16 protein-coding genes are annotated in these 13,498 nt (G+C 66.3%); 12 read left to right on the forward strand and 4 right to left on the reverse strand.

Features of this window, described 5'->3' with window-relative positions:
- Positions 1–9: 9 nt before the first annotated feature.
- Both QN239_RS28625 and QN239_RS28630 read right to left on the reverse strand, forming a co-directional pair.
- Positions 10–858, reverse strand: coding sequence for an SDR family NAD(P)-dependent oxidoreductase (locus QN239_RS28625; RefSeq protein ID WP_499015502.1), 849 nt, complete (start codon positions 856–858; stop codon positions 10–12).
- Entirely contained in the window at positions 858–1,808 is a 951-nt protein-coding gene (locus tag QN239_RS28630; protein ID WP_499015505.1) for an alpha/beta hydrolase, read from the reverse strand. Before QN239_RS28630 ends, QN239_RS28625 begins: the two co-directional genes overlap by 1 nt.
- A gap of 203 nt (positions 1,809–2,011) precedes the next feature.
- On the opposite strand from QN239_RS28630, the gene QN239_RS28635 reads away from it, so the two are divergent.
- Together QN239_RS28635 and QN239_RS28640 are read left to right on the forward strand one after the other, a co-directional pair.
- Positions 2,012–2,722 carry an HD domain-containing protein gene (locus QN239_RS28635; protein WP_499015507.1) on the forward strand — a complete coding sequence of 237 codons (711 nt, stop codon included), beginning with the start codon at positions 2,012–2,014 and terminating at the stop codon, positions 2,720–2,722.
- A 110-nt stretch (positions 2,723–2,832) separates the two neighbouring features.
- Positions 2,833–3,261, forward strand: a complete 429-nt coding sequence (locus tag QN239_RS28640; RefSeq protein ID WP_499015509.1) for a Rid family hydrolase — start codon at positions 2,833–2,835, stop codon at positions 3,259–3,261.
- 69 nt (positions 3,262–3,330) lie between these two features.
- Here QN239_RS28640 and QN239_RS28645 read toward each other — a convergent pair whose 3' ends face one another.
- Entirely contained in the window at positions 3,331–4,290 is a 960-nt protein-coding gene (locus tag QN239_RS28645; RefSeq protein WP_499015513.1) for a GlxA family transcriptional regulator, read from the reverse strand.
- A 275-nt stretch (positions 4,291–4,565) separates the two neighbouring features.
- Between QN239_RS28645 and QN239_RS28650 the strand changes: the two genes are divergently transcribed.
- Positions 4,566–4,991, forward strand: a complete 426-nt coding sequence (locus QN239_RS28650) for a Rid family hydrolase (protein WP_499015515.1) — start codon at positions 4,566–4,568, stop codon at positions 4,989–4,991.
- A gap of 326 nt (positions 4,992–5,317) precedes the next feature.
- Positions 5,318–5,479: a hypothetical protein gene (locus tag QN239_RS28655; protein ID WP_499015517.1), complete on the forward strand. Its 162-nt coding sequence runs from the start codon at positions 5,318–5,320 to the stop codon at positions 5,477–5,479.
- 18 nt (positions 5,480–5,497) lie between these two features.
- On the opposite strand, the gene QN239_RS28660 is transcribed toward QN239_RS28655, so the two are convergent.
- Complete coding sequence (locus QN239_RS28660; RefSeq protein ID WP_499015518.1) at positions 5,498–7,237, reverse strand: MFS transporter; 1,740 nt, start codon at positions 7,235–7,237, stop codon at positions 5,498–5,500.
- A 223-nt stretch (positions 7,238–7,460) separates the two neighbouring features.
- Here QN239_RS28660 and thiC point away from each other — a divergent pair, with 223 nt between their 5' ends.
- The 8 genes from thiC to QN239_RS28700 are packed head-to-tail and all read left to right on the forward strand — an operon-like array spanning position 7,461 to position 13,490.
- Positions 7,461–9,002: a phosphomethylpyrimidine synthase ThiC gene (gene thiC, locus QN239_RS28665; RefSeq protein ID WP_499015521.1), complete on the forward strand. Its 1,542-nt coding sequence runs from the start codon at positions 7,461–7,463 to the stop codon at positions 9,000–9,002.
- Positions 8,999–9,835 (forward strand): bifunctional hydroxymethylpyrimidine kinase/phosphomethylpyrimidine kinase, encoded by an 837-nt coding sequence (gene thiD / locus QN239_RS28670; RefSeq protein WP_499015523.1) that lies wholly within the window; start codon positions 8,999–9,001, stop codon positions 9,833–9,835. The genes thiC and thiD overlap by 4 nt, the downstream gene beginning before the upstream one ends.
- Complete coding sequence (locus tag QN239_RS28675) at positions 9,825–10,448, forward strand: alpha/beta hydrolase family protein (protein ID WP_499015525.1); 624 nt, start codon at positions 9,825–9,827, stop codon at positions 10,446–10,448. The genes thiD and QN239_RS28675 overlap by 11 nt, the downstream gene beginning before the upstream one ends.
- Positions 10,445–11,032 (forward strand): septum formation family protein, encoded by a 588-nt coding sequence (locus QN239_RS28680; protein ID WP_499015527.1) that lies wholly within the window; start codon positions 10,445–10,447, stop codon positions 11,030–11,032. The genes QN239_RS28675 and QN239_RS28680 overlap by 4 nt, the downstream gene beginning before the upstream one ends.
- A 19-nt stretch (positions 11,033–11,051) precedes the next feature.
- Entirely contained in the window at positions 11,052–11,321 is a 270-nt protein-coding gene (locus QN239_RS28685; protein WP_499015529.1) for a DoxX-related protein, read from the forward strand.
- Positions 11,318–12,163, forward strand: a complete 846-nt coding sequence (locus QN239_RS28690) for a DMT family transporter (protein ID WP_499017003.1) — start codon at positions 11,318–11,320, stop codon at positions 12,161–12,163. The genes QN239_RS28685 and QN239_RS28690 overlap by 4 nt, the downstream gene beginning before the upstream one ends.
- Before the next feature lie 19 nt (positions 12,164–12,182).
- Positions 12,183–12,620: a MarR family winged helix-turn-helix transcriptional regulator gene (locus QN239_RS28695; protein ID WP_499015531.1), complete on the forward strand. Its 438-nt coding sequence runs from the start codon at positions 12,183–12,185 to the stop codon at positions 12,618–12,620.
- A gap of 9 nt (positions 12,621–12,629) precedes the next feature.
- The gene (locus QN239_RS28700) at positions 12,630–13,490 is read left to right on the forward strand and encodes an LLM class F420-dependent oxidoreductase (RefSeq protein WP_499015533.1); all 861 of its coding nucleotides are present in this window, start codon (positions 12,630–12,632) and stop codon (positions 13,488–13,490) included.
- The last annotated feature ends 8 nt before the right edge of the window (positions 13,491–13,498 follow it).

Here is a 13,498-nt window from a genome sequence, read left to right on the forward strand (position 1 = left end):
CCGGTCCTTTCAGTTGTCGGGGAGGAGGCGGCCGAGCAGCCCGGCGCCGCGTACGTAGAGCGCTGGGAAGTGCCGCTTGAGATGCCAGATGACGGTCGCGTCCAACTGCGGGACGACGTACAGCCGGCCACCGTCGTGCGCATCGAGGGTGCGCGCGGCGACATTGTCGGCGGACAGGCCGGTCCAGCGCGCCAGCTGCTGGCTCAGGTTCATCGATGCCGGAGTGATGCGGCCGTCGGTGAAGACGTTGGTTTTCACGAACGTCGGACACAGCACGGTGACGGCGATACCGGTGCCGTTCAGTTCCGCGGCCAGGGTCTCCGACAGTGACATCACCCCGGCCTTGGACACGTTGTAGGCGGCCATCGACGGGGCCGCGGCGAAACCGGCCGCGGAGGCCACGTTGATGATGCCGCCCCGGCCCGCCTCGCGCAGGATGGGGGTGAACACCTCGCACCCGTACACCACGCCCCACAGGTTGATGCCCAGCGCCCAGTCCCAGTCGTCGAACCCGATGTCCCCTACCGGTTTTCCTCCGATACCGACGCCGGCGTTGTTGATCACCAGCGTGGGTGCACCGGCGAAGATCTCCTGCGCCTGCTTGGCCAGTAGTTCGATCGCGCCGCGATCGGACACATCGCACTGCACGGCGTGGCCCTTGCCGGTCGGCAGCTGGTCGATCAGCCCGACGGTGTCGGCCGCTCGGGCGGCATCGATATCCGCGCAGATGACCTCGCCACCCCGCCGGGCGAGCTCGAGGGCGAACGACCTTCCGATACCGCTGCCCGCACCGGTCACCACGGCCTTCGCGTCGGCGGTGCGGGCGGGCCCACCGAATAGTCCGAACAGAGTGAACATCAGCCGATCTCCTGCAGTTCGTCGGAGAACCGGTCGGCGATGAAGTTCGCCGCCCGGCGCAGCGCGACCGTCGCCTCGGGAGCCAGCTTCGGCAGCGCCTGAAAGACATGCACCATGCCGGGCCAGATCTCCAGAGTGCTGACGCCACCGGCTTCCCGCAGTTGGGCGTCCAGGTATCTGGCATCGGCGGCGAGCATCTCGCACCCGCCGACCTGGATCAGCATGGGTGGCAGTGCCCGTGCCGCGCTGAAATCGAGCTTGAGCCGTGGATGGTCCGGATCCTGTCCCCGCGTGTAGAGGCCCACCATCCTGCGCGCAGCACCCGCCGACATGGCCGGATCGCGGCGTACCGTCTCCTGCCGTTCGGCGAGCCCGAGGGTGAGGTCGATCAGCGGTGAGAACAGCACCACGCCGGCAGGCTGGAAGGCCGCGTCGCCGGCGTGGGCGAGCAGCATGTCGCAGGTCAGGTGTCCGCCCGCGGAATCCGCCCCGATCACGATGTCGGATGCCCCGTAGCCCTGCGCCAGCAGTCGGCGATAGCCGGCTTCGACGTCCTGGGCCGCGGCCGGGAACCGGTGCTCGGGTGCGAGCCGGTAGTCCACCACGAACATGGGCAGACCGGTGGCCTCCGACAGCCGGGCGACCAGTTTGCGGTGGGTTTTGGCCGAGCAGATGACGTAGGCGCTGCCGTGCACGTAATAGCCTGCCCGCCTTCCGAATTCGACGCCCGGGCCCAGCACCCACTCACCCCCCTCGTCCGGGATGATCGTGCTGCCGGCAGGCATGGAGCCGCCCACCGCCATGATGGCGGCGATCAGGGTGCGCCCGAACCCGACGCCCGCCCGGTTGATCGGGATGGCACTGGTCAACGATCCCAGCGTCGCACGGGTGGCCGCGGCGGACAGCAGTGCGCGCGGCGTCGCACGGGTCGGTACCTCGGTGTCCGTCACGCCGACTAGATCATCACCAACTGTGTCATTTGTCAATGGCACAGTTGATAGCGGCGTTTCATTCCGTTGTCGGGATACACGGGCGGTCGGCTCGTCCCATCCGACAAGCCGGCAGTACCGGTTCGGCAGATCTGGCAGAAACCTCTTGACAACCGGCAATTCCGCCTCTGGCCGCACCCGCGAGATCACTGCACACTCGTCACATGACATCAACGAATCTTGTTCCACCCCAAAATGAAACGCTCATCGCCGACGCTGCGCTCCTGACTTTGCCGAGCACGCCGCTGTCGGTAGCGGCGCTCGATCTTGTGCAGACTGCCGAGTCGCCGGCCATCGCCAATCACAGCGTGCGAAGCTTCCTCTTCGCCCGGTTACTGGCCCCGCACATCGGTCTCGTGGCTGGTGAAGACTTCGACGAAGAGCTGCTGTACCTTGCGTGCGTCCTGCATGATGTCGGACTGTCGCCGCTCGCGAAGAGAAACATCCGTTTCGAGGTCGACGGCGCGGACCGCGCCGCCGAATTCCTCAGCGGTCAAGGACTGGAAGCCCAGAAGGTCGACGCCGTGTGGGAAGCGATCGCGCTGCACAACACCGCGGTCATTCCCGAGCGCATGGGTGCGCTGACCTCGCTGACCTACCAGGGTGTCGCCATCGACTTCGGTGGAGCTCTCGGTTTACCCGCGTCGCACCTGGCCGCGGTCACCGCACAGATAGGCGCGGTGATTCATGATGCCTACCCACGTTTCGACATGGCCACGTCAGTCATCGACGCGGTTGCAGAACACGCTGCCAGCGGCCCCGACACTGCGCCGCGCTATACCCCTCCGGGCGAGATCCTGCGTGAGCGTGCAGAATTCGGCTCCACCTCGGCCGAGAAACTCATCGCCGAAGGCCGTTCGCGCTGGGGCAATTGAATGCCGCGGGCTTGTTCCGTCAACGCGGATTTGGTCCGGGTCGGTCGGCTGACCGATGTGGGATGCCACATCTCAGATCACTGGAAGTAACGATGAAAGGAAGCACCTGCATGTCCAAACCCGAATTCTTCGATACCCCCGGCTACGGCGAACTCGTGCGCGCCAACTACAGCTACAGTCAGGCGCTGCGGATCGGGAATCGCGTCGACATCTCCGGCCAGGGTGGATGGGACGATGACCAGACCGTCACAGTCGACTCCCTGGAAGCGGAGATTGACAAGGCCTTTGACAACGTGGAACGAACCCTGGCCGCAGCGGGGGCGACATGGCAAGACGTCGTCAACGTGCGCACCTACCACGTCCCCACCCGGGGCGACTCGATCGGCGAGGACCATCTGGCAGCGGTCGTCGGTCAGTTCCGAAAGCGGGCCGGAAGGCACCTGCCGCTGTGGACTGCGATCGGCGTGAAAGCGGCTGGGCTACCTGAGATGAACATCGAGGTCGAAGTCGAGGCCATCATCGGATCCGGTAGCGACTAGCAGAAGCTCGAGCGGCGGCTCCGCCGATACGTTCACGTGTCGGGGGAACCGCCGTCTTTGTCCGACTCCTCAGACCGCTGCCGCCGTGCCGTAGTGGCAGGCGAAGGTTCGACGGTACGCGGTGGGCGTCGTGGCCAGGCTGCGACGGAAGTGAAGCCGAAGATTCGCAGCCGATCCCAGCCCTGACTTCTCGGCAACCCGATCGATTGAGTAGTCGGTGGTTTCAAGCAGTTCCCGGGCAGCAGTGATGCGCGCGTTGACCAGCCACTGCAACGGGGTCGTACCCGTCTCGTCGGTGAAGCGTCGCATGAAGGTTCGCACAGACATTCGCGCGTGCTTGGCCATTTCCGGCACGGTGATCGGTTCGCAGAGACGGTTCAAAGCCCATGCCCGGGTGGCGGCCAACGAAGCCTCCCCGACCATCGCAACCGCCGCCGGCACGTATTGTGCTTGGCCGCCCTCGCGGTGCGGTGGGGCGACCAACGCGCGAGCTACCCGATTCGCTGTGGCGGCGCCGAGATCGCGCATCAGCAGGTGCAAGCACATATCGATGCCACAGCACATGCCGGCCGAGGTGAGAACGCTGCCGTTGTCGACATAGAGGACATCCCGGTCGATCTGCACGAGGGGAAACTGTGCTTCGAGGTCCCCGAGGTGCTGCCAATGTGTGGTGGCTCGTCGGCCGTCGAGAAGGCCGGCGGCCGCCAGCGCGAACGCACCGGTGCAGATCGACGCCACTCTGGCGCCGCGCCCCAGGCTGGCTACCAGTCCGTCCAACACGGCGGCCGGGACGGGGCGCTGGACCGGCTGATACCCAGCCACGATCACGGTATCGGCCTCATCCATCGTGTCCAGCCCGTGGTCGATCGCCATGGTCAGGCCGGACGAGGCCGTCACGCGCTCTGCCAACCCGCAGATCCTGACCTCGTACGGAAGGCCGGGTTCCACGGTGAAGACGTCCAGCGGGATCGCGAGGTCCAGTGCCGTGACGCCGTCGAGGGCCACGACTGCGATGCGGTGTGTATCCATCGAATGCGATGGTGGTCTAACCCGTACCGGCACGACCAGTGGCTGTTCTGCCCAACATCGTCAGGATTCGGCCAGCCTGGTCGTCGGTCGGGTCGAAGGACCGGATGACAGCGTGCGGCAGACAGAATCCTGTCGAACTTCGTCGTTTCTGCCTATCGCCGGTCTAGCACTCTCTTGAGAATCCTTGAGGGCAGGCCCCCGGCACAGCGCCGCAGCGGCCCATCGCGCAGGCGAGAGTCAACGCGTTCAGGCGACCACGAAAAGGAATCCGCACCATGCCCATCCATACCGTCGAAGTTCCCAAAGACTCCGAGATCTTCGGAAAAACAGTGGGCGCCTTCGCCGGCTTCGGCTACTCCGCAGCGGTCCGCTCACACGGACATCTCTTCATCGCAGGCACCATCGGTCGACGCGCCGACGGCACCATCCCGAACGACATCGTGGAACAGACCGAGATCGCCATCCGGAAAATCGAGGAAGTCCTCCGGCTCGAAGACCTCGATCTGTCGGCGCTCGTCGACGTCACGAGCTATCACGTCGACATCCACGAGCACCTGCCCGGTTTCATCGAGGCCAAGGCATCCTTGATCCGCCCTCCTTATCCGACCTGGACACTCATCGGCGTCAGCGCACTCGCGAGCCCTGGGCTCCTCGTCGAAATTCGCGCCACGGCAGCCTATCCCGAGGTGCACCCGGATTAGCGCAAACATATTTCCTGACGGGCCGCAGGTGTCAGCGCTCAGCCGCCGCGATTCGCAGGTGCCGATAGCGGGTTGAGGTTGCCATGACGCAATCCAAAGGTCGGGTCTGCAGAATCTCGCGCCCGGCCACGGAGGGCAACCGGTCGAACTTTCTGCTCACCGACTAGATCCAAAGAGCTGGACCTAAGGAACTATCCGAGCACGATCCGTTCCCACTCGCATCTCCGCCGTACCGCGAATAGTCAGATGATGCCCAGGAAATAGGTGGTTTGCCCACTACCGGAGCACCGCTAGATCTTTGCTATTCTCGCAGGCAGGGGGCTGCCATGAGACGATCCGCATACACGTGCGACTGCCAGAATCCCGACGAATGCGAATGCGCTTCGTTGGCCGACGACGCGCCCAGTTTCTTGATCGTGTGGATCGTCGGCGCCGTGCTGGTGGGTATGGCCCTGATGGTGTTGCTGGCCTGGCTCCTGATCGCCTGAGAAAGCCGTGCCCGGATCTCAGGCCGCGTTGTCCGCGCCCGGCGCCGTGCCGTAGCGGCCCGCACTGAACAGCGAGGCGATCGCACCGATGACCATCATCACCGCGGCGGCGCTGAACACCACCACCAGGCCGGAGTGGAACGGCGTGGTGATCAGCTGCGGGAAGAAGGTCTGCCCGGTCAGCACGTCGGCGTTCACGCCGGGCTGATGCAGCGCGCCCGAGGGCGCCAGCAGCTCGGCCATCGGGTTGTAGCCCAGGAAGGCCGCGAACAGGCTGCCCACCGGGGGCAGGTTCGCCACCTCATGTGCCACCTGTGGCGAAACACCCTGAGCGGCAAGACCGCTCGACATCGCGGCAGGCAGGGTGTTGGCCAGGCCGATGATCATGAGCGAGAAGAAGATGCCGATCGACAACGAGTTGCCGCCGTTGAAGAACGTCGACCGCACACCGGAGGCGGCACCACGCTGATCGGCCGGCACGCTGGACATGATGGCCGCCGTGTTGGGAGCGGTGAAGATGCCGCCGCCGAGCCCGTTGAGGAACACCAGGATCGCGAACATCCAGTAGTCGAAATTGACCGGAATCAGCAGTAGGGCCACAAATGTCGCGGCCATCAGCAACATGCCGCCGACGGTCAGTGGGCGCGCGCCGAAACGATCGGAGAGCCACCCGGCAATCGGCGCGGCCACCAGGAATCCGACCGTCACCGGAAGCAGGTAGATCCCGGCCCACAGCGGGGTGGACTCGAAGGTGTAGCCGTGCAGCGGCAGCCAGATGCCCTGTAACCAGATGATCAGCATGAACTGCAGCCCACCGCGGCCCATCGACGACATCAGCCCGGCCAGATTGCCCATGCCGAACGCCGCGGATTTGAACAGCCGGATGTCGACCATCGGGGAGTCGACGTGCAACTCGATGAAGCAGAACCCCACCAGCAGTGCCAGACCCGCCGCGATCGAGCCGAGCACCCACGGGCTGGTCCACCCGGTGGTCGAGTCCCCGTAGGGCTGAATGCCGTAGGTGATACCGATCAACAGCACGGTCAGACCGAGCCCGAACGTCACGGTCCCGGCCCAATCCAGCCGGCCGGATGTGCGGCTGCCGAGTTCGCGCAGTGAGCGGTAGCTCCAGATCGTGCCGAGCACCCCGATGGGCACGCCGACCCAGAACACGGCCTTCCAGTGCCATTCGGAGAGGAATCCGCCGATCAGCAGACCGAGGAAGGATCCGGCGACGGCGGCCACCATGTTGGTGCCGAGCGCCATGCCGCGCTGGTTGGCCGGGAACGCATCGGTGAGGATCGCCGACGAGGACGCCATCAGCATGGCGCCGCCGATGCCCTGGATGACTCGCCAGGCGATCAACCACACGGCGCCGCCGCCGAGATGGAACGGGTCGAAGGACAGCGCGATCGCCGCCACCGTGAACACCACGAACCCGAGGTTGTAGATCTTCACGCGGCCGTACATGTCGCCGAGCCTGCCGAACGGGACCACCAGGACCGCCGTCACCACGAGGTAGCCCATCAGCATCCAGAGCAGGTAGCTGACATTGCCCGGGGCCAGCGGGTTGAGCCCGATCCCCCGGAAGATGGCGGGCAGCGAGATCAGCACGATGGAGGCATTGATGGCCGCCAGCAGGATGCCCAACGTCGTGTTGGACAGCACCACCCACTTGTAGAAGGGGTGATCGTGGTCCATCCGCGTGCGACGGCGGGCGGTTTCGGCCTCGGCGGTCAGCTCAATCTCGGTCGTCATCAGCCTTCAGCTCTGGGTATCGGAAAAACATATATTAGCTATCCAAACGATCACCCGGCAATTCACATTCCCGGTGCCGTGAGCTAGCTTGGAGCTCGTCCGACACGGGAGTGCACCCAAGTGCGCTGAGAGGACGGCTAGACCAAATTCTTCGCACCGCGAAGGACCGGGCCGTCGACCGTATGAACCTGACCGGGTAATGCCGGCGTAGGGAGATCTGTTGATGACTGTTTCCGTTGGCTCTATTTCTGGCAGCTCCAAGGTGTACACCGGAGGTGGCGTGCCGTTGCGCCGCGTGCATCTGAGCACCGGTGAGCATTTCGACCTGTACGACACGTCGGGGCCCTACACCGACGACAACGCCACCATCGACCTGGAGAAAGGCCTGGCTCCGCGGCCCGGTGTGGTGCGCGACAAGGGCACCCAGCTGCAGCGCGCCCGCGCCGGGGAGATCACCGCCGAGATGGCGTTCATCGCCGAACGCGAGGGAATGCCCGCCGAGCTGGTGCGCGACGAGGTCGCCCGCGGCCGCGCGGTCATCCCGGCCAACCACAACCACCCCGAATGCGAACCGATGATCATCGGCAAAGCGTTCGCGGTGAAGATCAACGCCAATATCGGCAACTCGGCGGTGACGTCGTCGATCGCCGAAGAGGTCGACAAGATGGTGTGGGCGACCCGGTGGGGCGCGGACACCATCATGGATCTGTCCACCGGTGCCGATATCCACACCACCCGCGAGTGGATCCTGCGCAACTCCCCCGTACCGGTCGGCACCGTGCCGATCTACCAGGCCCTGGAGAAGGTCAACGGCGACCCGACCAAACTCACCTGGGAGGTCTACCGCGACACCGTGATCGAGCAGTGCGAACAAGGTGTCGACTACATGACGGTGCACGCGGGGGTGCTGCTGCGCTACATCCCGCTGACCGTCAAGCGGGTCACCGGCATCGTGTCCCGCGGCGGCTCGATCATGGCGGCCTGGATGCTGGCACACCACCAGGAATCCTTCCTCTACGAACGCTTCGGCGACCTGTGCGACATCCTGGCCCGCTATGACGTCACCTTCTCCCTGGGTGACGGGTTGCGTCCCGGATCGATCGCCGATGCCAACGACGCCGCGCAGTTCGCCGAGTTGGAAACCCTCGGCGAACTCACCAAGATCGCCAAAGCCCATGGCGTGCAAGTGATGATCGAGGGCCCCGGCCACGTCCCCATGCACAAGATCGTGGAGAACGTGCGCCTGGAGGAGGAACTCTGCGAGGAGGCCCCGTTCTACACGCTGGGCCCGCTGGCCACCGATATCGCCCCCGGTTATGACCACATCACCAGCGCGATCGGAGCGGCCATCATCGCCCAGGCCGGCACGGCGATGCTCTGCTATGTCACCCCCAAGGAACACCTGGGCCTGCCGGACCGCAAAGACGTCAAGGACGGGGTGATCGCCTACAAGATCGCCGCACACGCCGCGGACCTGGCCAAAGGTCACCCACGCGCCCAGGAACGCGACGACGCCCTGTCCAAGGCACGCTTCGAGTTCCGCTGGCACGACCAGTTCGCCCTGTCCCTGGACCCCGACACCGCCCGCGAATTCCACGACCAGACCCTGCCCGCCGAACCGGCCAAGACCGCCCATTTCTGCTCGATGTGCGGACCGAAGTTCTGCTCCATGCGGATCACCCAGGATATCCGCGACGCCATGGACGAGAAATCCCTGGAGTTCGCCGAGCAGGGCAACCGGGTGTATCTACCCTTGAGTTCATGAGCTTTCTGCCGCTGACACCGCCCGGGCAGACACCGCACCGGGTGATGACGATTGCCGGCAGCGATTCCGGCGGCGGTGCCGGTATCCAGGCCGACCTGCGCACCTTCGCGATGCTCGGGCTGCACGGATGCGTGGCAGTCGCTGCGGTGACGGTGCAGAACTCTTTGGGCGTCAAGGGTTTTCACGAGATCCCACTGGATGTCATCGCGGGCCAGATCGAGGTGGTCGCCGGCGATATCGGGATCCAGGCCGCCAAGACCGGGATGCTGGCCTCGGCGGACATCATCGGCGTGGTGGCCCAGACCTGGCGCGGCCTGAACACCGACGCACCACTGGTGGTCGACCCGGTGTGCGCCTCCATGCACGGCGACCCGCTGCTGCATCCCTCGGCACTGGATTCGGTGCGTCACCAGCTGTTCCCGATCGCCACCCTGGTGACACCGAATCTCGACGAGGTGCGACTGATCACCGGGATCGACGTGGTGGACGCGGCGACCCAGCGCGATGCGGCGAAGGCCCTGCATGCGCTGGGTCCGCGCTGGGCACTGGTCAAGGGTGGGCACCTGCGCTCCTCGACGCACAGCCCCGACCTGCTCTACGACGGCACCGACTTCTACGAATTCGACGCCGAGCGCATCGACACCGGCCATGACCACGGCGCCGGTGACACCCTGGCCGCTGCCACCACCTGCGCCCTGGCGCACGGCTACCCGGTGCCCGACGCGGTGGCCTTCGCCAAGCGCTGGGTGACCGAATGTCTGCGCGCCGCATACCCTTTGGGCCATGGACACGGTCCGGTGAACGCACTGTTCAGGTTGCAGTATGGGTCTTGAGGACCTGGCCGGCGTGGCCCACGAGCCCGAGGTGGGCCCGACGGGCCCGAAAGGCGTGGTGCTGCTCACCCACGGCGCCGGCGGTAACCGGGACTCCCCGCTGCTGATCCGCCTCTGTGATGAGTGGGCGCGCCACGGATTCCTCGCGGTCCGGTACAACCTGCCCTACCGGCGCAGGCGCCCCAAGGGCCCTCCGTCGGGTTCGGCGAAGGCCGATCAGGACGGCATCGCCGAGGCCATCGCCTGGGCGCGCAGCCTGGGTCACGGGCCGGTGGTGGCCGGCGGGCACTCGTACGGCGGGCGGATGACGTCCATGGTGACGGCCTCGCAGGCCGGCCCCGACGTGCTGACGCTGTTCTCCTATCCCCTGCATCCGCCGGGTAAACCGGAACGCGCCCGCACCGAGCATCTCCCGCAGATCACGGTCCCGACGGTGTTCACCCACGGCACCGCCGACCCGTTCGGCGGCATCGAGGAGATCCGGGCCGCGGCGGACCTGGTGACGGGTCCGGTGACCGTCGTCGAGATCACCGGCGCCCGCCACGATCTCGGGTCGAAGACCCTGGACGTTCCCGCGCTCGCGGTGTCGGCCGCGGTTATCGTCATTGCATGACACAGCCGCCCTACGGGCCGCCCTGGGGCGAGCGAGGCGACGGGGGATATCCGCCACCGCACGGGGCACCACCGCCGCCGCCGCAGCCGTATTCGTACGGCTATCCGTATCAGGCACCACTCCCGCCACCGCGCAAGACCCGGTGGGGTCTGATCGTCGGGTTGATCGCGGCCGCGTTCGTGCTGTTCGCCGTCGTCGGCGTCATCGGAATCGTGTTGCTGGTGAAGAACTCGGACGTGGTCGACGCCGCCGACGTCGGCCTCGGCGACTGCCTCACCGAGATCCCGTCGGATGCCAGCCTGGTGGCGTCGGTGAAGACGGTCGACTGCACCGAACCGCACAAGGGCGAGGTGTTCGCCGTGATCACCTTGCCGGGCAACGACTTCCCGGGCCAGGCCAAGATCTCCGGCTATCAGGACAAGTGCCAGCCCGCGCTGCAGACCTACTCGTCGAAGGCGATGACGGATCCCGAGGTGGGTATGTTCGTGCTCTACCCGACCGAGGCCTCCTGGAAGCGCGGCGACCGGGCCGTCACGTGTATCGCGACGACGGACAGCCCGAGACCCGGATCGCTCAAGAACTGACTGCGGTACCGTCGGTCCCGTGTCCGAGAAGAAGAAGTCCCCGGCCGTTGTCCTCACCGGACTGGCACTCGCGGGAGCCGGTGTCACGCACTTCGTCGCGCCGCAGCTGTTCGAGCCGATCACCAAGCCGGCGTTCCCGCGTGACACCGACCGTCACATCAAGGTCAACGGCAGCATCGAGACCGCCCTCGGTATCGGCCTGCTGATCCCGAAGACCCGAAAGCTGGCGAAGTTCGGCGCGCTGGGCTACGTCGGTTACCTCGCCGCCAACGCGATTCGCCACCGCTGATCGGCCTGCTGGCCGCGTTGGCCGCCTGCTTCAGCTACGGAACCGCATCCGTGCTGCAGGCCTATGGGGCGCGGAGTTCCCGCGACCCCGCCCACACCGGCGGGCCGACCCTGCACTCGACGGTGAGCGCGGCGATCACCCCGGCCTTCCTCGCCGGCATGGTGCTCGACGGTCTGGGCTTCCTGGCCAGCCTCGTGTCCGCCCGGCTGATCCCGCTGTTCCTGTCGCAGACCATCATCAGCGCCAACCTGGTGGTCACGGCGCTGCTGGGGATCGTGGTGCTCGGGGTGCGGTTGGGCGGCCGGGACTGGCTGGCGATCGGCACCGTGGTCGTTTCGCTCCTGGTCCTGGGATTCACGACGGGTCATCTGGGCACCGGGACAGGACCGCCCGGGCTGCATGGGGCACTGCTGGTCACCGCGCTGGTGATCCTCGCCGCGGGAGTGCTGCTCGTCCGGTTTCTCGGAGCCCGGGCCGCGATACCCGCGGGCCTGATCGCCGGCGTGCTGTACGGCACGATGGCGGTCGCGGTGCGGGCGGCCGACGGCATCGACCCCTTCCGGCTGAGCGCGCTGGTCACCGATCCGGCCGCGTGGACGATCGCCATCGCCGGACTCGGCGGCTTCTACCTGTTCACCGTCGCCCTGCAACTCGGCTCGGTGAACGGGGCGGCCGCCGCCCTCGTCGTCGGTGAGACGGTGATTCCGGGAATCCTCGGCGTCGTGCTGTTCGGCGACACCGCGCGCCCCGGATTCGACTGGCTGGTCGTGCTGGCATTCTGCGCTGCCGTGGCGGGCGCGGTGGCGGTGGCGATCTTCGGGAAGATCGACAGTTCAGACTGAACAGTCTAGGCTGTCTATTGTGTCCGAGGTCAGTGAGTCAGCCGTCACCGCGGCCCGCGATATCCGAGTGCTGTTCGGCCGGCTGCGGCGGCGTCTGCGCGATGTCACCACAGCTGACGACCTGTCCCCGGCACAGACCGCGGTACTCATCCGGCTGCTGAAGAACGGGCCCGCCTCGGCCAGTGAACTGGCCGGCGCGGAGCGGGTACGGCCGCAGTCGATGGCCACCATCCTGACCGGACTGGACCGGCACGGCCTGATCCAGCGCGCACCCGACCCCGAGGACGGCCGCCGGATGACGGTATCGCTGACCGCCGCGGGCCGCACGCACGCCGAGAGCGATCGCCAGGTACGCAATGTCTGGCTGGAGCAGGCCATGCAGGACCGCTTCACCGAACGTGAGCGACAGGTCATCAACGAGGCGCTCGGGCTACTGGACCGGCTCAACGAAAAGTGAGGAGCAACAATGGAATTGGGCGTACACTTCATCGACTTTCTGCCCGGTGACCCCGCCGGACTCGGCCCCACCCTGGCCGCCGCGGCGAAGGCCGCCGAAGACGGCGGGGCCACCATGTTCACCCTCGCCGATCACCTGTTCCAGATGGAGGCGGTGGGCCGGGCCGAGGATCCGTTCCTGGAGGGCTACACCAGCATGGGGTTCCTGGCCGGCCGTACCGAGCGCATCACGCTGGCCATGCTGGTGACCGGGGTGACCTACCGCCACCCCGGCGTGCTCGCCAAAACGATGACGACGCTGGATGTCCTGGCCCAGGGCCGCAGCATGTTCGGCATCGGTGCGGCGTGGTACGAGCGCGAGCACCTCGCCCTCGGCGTGCCGTATCCGCCGCTGCGCGACCGGTTCGAGATGCTGGAGGAGACACTGCAGATCTGCCTGCAGATGTGGAGCGAGAACAACGGACCGTACAACGGCACGCACTACCAGTTGGCCGAGACCATCTGCTCGCCCCAGCCGGTGCGCCGCCCACCCATCCTCATCGGGGGTGACGGCGAGAGGAAGACCCTGCGGCTCGTCGCGCGGTACGCCGACGTGTGGAACAGCACGGCGGCGGCCGAGGAACTGCCGCACAAGATCGAGGTGCTCAAACGGCACTGCGACGACGTCGACCGCGACTTCGACGAAATAAAGCTCACCGCAAGCCATTTCGCTGACCCGTTCAACGATCTCGACGCGTACCTGCGCACCGCGGAACGGCTGGCCGGCTTCGGGATCGACCTCATCAATGCCGGACCACACCCGGGCAACCCAGACCCGGTCGGGTTCATCGAGCGTCTCGGAGAACAGGTGATCCCGCGGCTGGCGGGTTAACATCCCGC

Origin of the sequence: Mycolicibacterium sp. Y3 (genome assembly GCF_051188035.1) — a bacterium.
GTDB lineage: Bacteria > Actinomycetota > Actinomycetes > Mycobacteriales > Mycobacteriaceae > Mycobacterium > Mycobacterium fluoranthenivorans.

Bases quoted from the DNA above. Each gene is read 5' to 3' on its own strand.
- QN239_RS28625 (WP_499015502.1), bottom strand. From the start codon at position 858: ATGTTCACTCTGTTCGGACTATTCGGTGGGCCCGCCCGCACCGCCGAC.
- QN239_RS28635 (WP_499015507.1), top strand. From the start codon at position 2,012: ATGACATCAACGAATCTTGTTCCACCCCAAAATGAAACGCTCATCGCC.
- QN239_RS28640 (WP_499015509.1), top strand. From the start codon at position 2,833: ATGTCCAAACCCGAATTCTTCGATACCCCCGGCTACGGCGAACTCGTG.
- QN239_RS28645 (WP_499015513.1), bottom strand. From the start codon at position 4,290: ATGGATACACACCGCATCGCAGTCGTGGCCCTCGACGGCGTCACGGCA.
- QN239_RS28650 (WP_499015515.1), top strand. From the start codon at position 4,566: ATGCCCATCCATACCGTCGAAGTTCCCAAAGACTCCGAGATCTTCGGA.
- QN239_RS28655 (WP_499015517.1), top strand. From the start codon at position 5,318: ATGAGACGATCCGCATACACGTGCGACTGCCAGAATCCCGACGAATGC.
- QN239_RS28660 (WP_499015518.1), bottom strand. From the start codon at position 7,237: ATGACGACCGAGATTGAGCTGACCGCCGAGGCCGAAACCGCCCGCCGT.
- thiC (WP_499015521.1), top strand. From the start codon at position 7,461: ATGACTGTTTCCGTTGGCTCTATTTCTGGCAGCTCCAAGGTGTACACC.
- thiD (WP_499015523.1), top strand. From the start codon at position 8,999: ATGAGCTTTCTGCCGCTGACACCGCCCGGGCAGACACCGCACCGGGTG.
- QN239_RS28675 (WP_499015525.1), top strand. From the start codon at position 9,825: ATGGGTCTTGAGGACCTGGCCGGCGTGGCCCACGAGCCCGAGGTGGGC.
- QN239_RS28680 (WP_499015527.1), top strand. From the start codon at position 10,445: ATGACACAGCCGCCCTACGGGCCGCCCTGGGGCGAGCGAGGCGACGGG.
- QN239_RS28700 (WP_499015533.1), top strand. From the start codon at position 12,630: ATGGAATTGGGCGTACACTTCATCGACTTTCTGCCCGGTGACCCCGCC.